Source organism: Aquiflexum sp. (genome assembly GCF_977115555.1).
The window spans coordinates 1-2,923 of sequence record NZ_CDSBKL010000464.1 but is presented as its reverse complement, the minus strand read 5'-3'; the positions used below and the strand labels follow the sequence as shown (position 1 = coordinate 2,923).

At 42.6% G+C, this 2,923-nt stretch carries 2 protein-coding genes; both read left to right on the top strand.

All coding sequences use genetic code 11. The annotated features are described in order from the left end of the window. Positions 1-173: 173 nt before the first annotated feature. On the top strand, positions 174-716 hold the full coding sequence (locus ACZFYI_RS18295) for a phage tail protein (RefSeq protein WP_462525565.1): 543 nt from the start codon (positions 174-176) through the stop codon (positions 714-716). A gap of 48 nt (positions 717-764) precedes the next feature. Then, positions 765-2,923 (top strand): HYR domain-containing protein (locus tag ACZFYI_RS18290; RefSeq protein ID WP_462525564.1); only part of this gene is annotated, 2,159 nt, incomplete at its 3' end.

The following is a 2,923-nucleotide window of genomic DNA, read 5'->3' as shown; positions in this document are numbered from 1 at the left end:
AGGCATGGTTGGAGTTGCAGGAGGGGGACAACCATTTAACAATATGCCCCCTTATCTGGCAGTATATCTTGTTATTCCAGTAGAAGGAATTTATCCTCCAAGAACCTGATATCAGGAACTAACATAAAAATTACTCTTTTTTATTTCTCTCATAATATTTAAACAAAAAAGAAATGGACCAATATTTAGGACAAATCTTGATGGTAGCCTTTGATTTTGCCCCGCGAGGCTGGGCATTATGTGCAGGTCAACTCTTGTCAATACAACAAAATCAAGCTTTATTTTCATTGCTAGGCACCACCTATGGGGGCGATGGTCGCACAACCTTTGCACTGCCTGATCTTAGGGGACGTATGGCGCTCCATCCGGGTCAGGGACCGGGCTTGCCCAATTATCGTCAGGGTGAAAGATCGGGGACACCTACAACCTTTTTATCCGTAAATAACCTTCCTCCCCATAACCATCCGATCAATGCCTCTTCAGGAGAGGGAACCCAATCCAATCCCGGCGGAGCATTTCCTGCCAATGCCAATGTGGTAGCTGAGCGGGGAGCAGATCCTGTAGGGGTCGATGCTTATGCTACCAGTTCTAATGGGACTATGGCATCTGGCATGGTTGGAAATTCAGGAGGGGGACAAGCGTTCAACAATATGCCTCCCTATTTGGCATTAAATTATATTATTGCTCTCCAAGGTATTTTCCCTTCGAGGCCATAAGGCCTGAGACCGGACTAATTTTACTTTCTCCATTTTAAATCGACAGCCATGAAACTTTCATACCCAAAACTAATATTTTTATTCATTTCCATTTGGTTTGCCTGTTTACAGCAAAGTTTCGGTCAGCAGACTACCGTTAATTTTGACAGCTATACCGAAAACCAAGGGCTTCCTAATCCCCATGTGGAGGGAGATTTGAAGTTTGAGGCAATTAAAGGTATTTCTGCTACCTGCTCGAACTGCGTAGGTATAGATATAAATCAAGGGAAAAACGGTGGTCCTGGATTAGATGACAGTAACCAGGAAATAGGAGGAATAATAGGTTGGAAAATATCCCGGGCAGACGATGCCTCTTTTCAGTTTTTGAGTATTTGGCTTCAGGATCGGGATATTTCAAATACTTTGGGGACATCAGATTCCGGAACCATCAAAGCATTTAAGGGAGGCTCACAGGTAGGAATTACAAAACCTATCGATTTTGATAGTGGAACCTCAGGTCTTAAATCTTTTGCCACTGACCCTGATTTTTTTGATGTGGACTATGTTTTGATAGAGGGGGTGGATCTTTTTTTGATTTTAGATGAAGTTACTTTTAATGAACCATTTGTTGATGGGGGAGATACAGCGCCAACAGTATTGGCGGTTAACTTGATCGGTTCTCCGCTTAGTACAGCCACATCAGTTACTTATACAGTGGAATTTTCAAAAAATGCAGAAAATGTCACCGCAGACGATTTTGAATTGACCAAGACTGGCTCTGCAATGGGGTCAATAGGTACAGTTTCAGGGGCTAATACAACTTATTCGGTTACTGTCACAGGAATATCCGGTGAAGGTAACCTCAGGCTTGATGTCAAGGCAGGCACTGATATATCCAATGAAAACAATGTAACAGGTACCGCTGCCTTTACCTCTGGCCAAACCCATAATGTCAGCTCATGTCTGGTTGAGGATTTCGAAGATGAGGTTGATGGCAGTAAAACTTTTTCTTATGCTGGAAATAATTTTTCGATCACAGGAAACCTGGAGGTTCATACAGAAACGCCTTCAATTGGTATCAATGGCTCCCGATATGTATTGCTGAATACTGGATCCGGACCTTATTTGATCAATTCCCTGACCAAAGATATCGGCTTGAGAAAATTCGCGGTTTACCTTTCATCAGATGCTAACGGTAATAATCCAACAAATGATGGAAGTATTACAATAGTCGGAAAGAAGGATGGTTCTCAGGTATATTCCATTACAAAATCATCCGGTTTCCCTACAGACTTTAGTGCAAATAGCGGATATTACATTTTTGACCTAAGCACTGAAGGTGGAGCAGATAATTCCAAAATCCTCATCGATGAATTGGAGATTTCTTTGGGATCAGCCTTCCAATATATAAACATTGATAATTTCGAATTCTGTTTGGATATAGATACCATAGATCCGGTAATTGAGGATTGTCCCACAGATATAGAAGTTTCTAACGATTCAGGTACTTGTGGAGCTGCGGTTACTTGGACTCCTCCTACTGCCACAGACAATAGTGGTTCTGTGACTTTAGAAAGCGACTTTGAACCTGGAAATGTTTTTCCTGTTGGTGAAACGTTGGTTACCTATACTGCCACTGATTTGGCAGGAAATAAATCAACTTGCAGTTTTACGGTTAAGGTAAATGATACCAACCCGCCTGTGGCACCTGCTTCTCCGGAAACTTTGAACCTGCAATGTGCAAGTGAGGTCCCTGCTCCTTATGAGTTGACAGCGGTAGACAATTGTGATGGGGAGATTACGGTAATGCCAACAGTTACTGAGAATTCTACAGGCCCGAATAGTATTACCATAACTTACAAATGGACATTTATCGATGGCACAGGAAACGCAGCCTTTGTGGAACAAACTATCAATGTAAAAGATGATCTTGCTCCGGTTCCACCGACTGCACCCGCGGATTTGAATCTGCAATGCGGAAGTGATGTTCCTGCTCCACAAGATTTGACAGCGATAGACAACTGTTCAGGACCGATTACCGTGAGCCCTATAAGCGAAATTTTACCGGGTACTTCCCCTAATGATTTTGTAGAGGTTAGAACATGGACTTTTGTTGATGTTGATGGGAATGCAAGTTCGGTAAGTCAAAGGATTGTCGTGAAAGATGATATTACCCCTACCATCACCTGTCCTGAGGATATCAACGAGACGGTTGCCTTCGGAGAAAC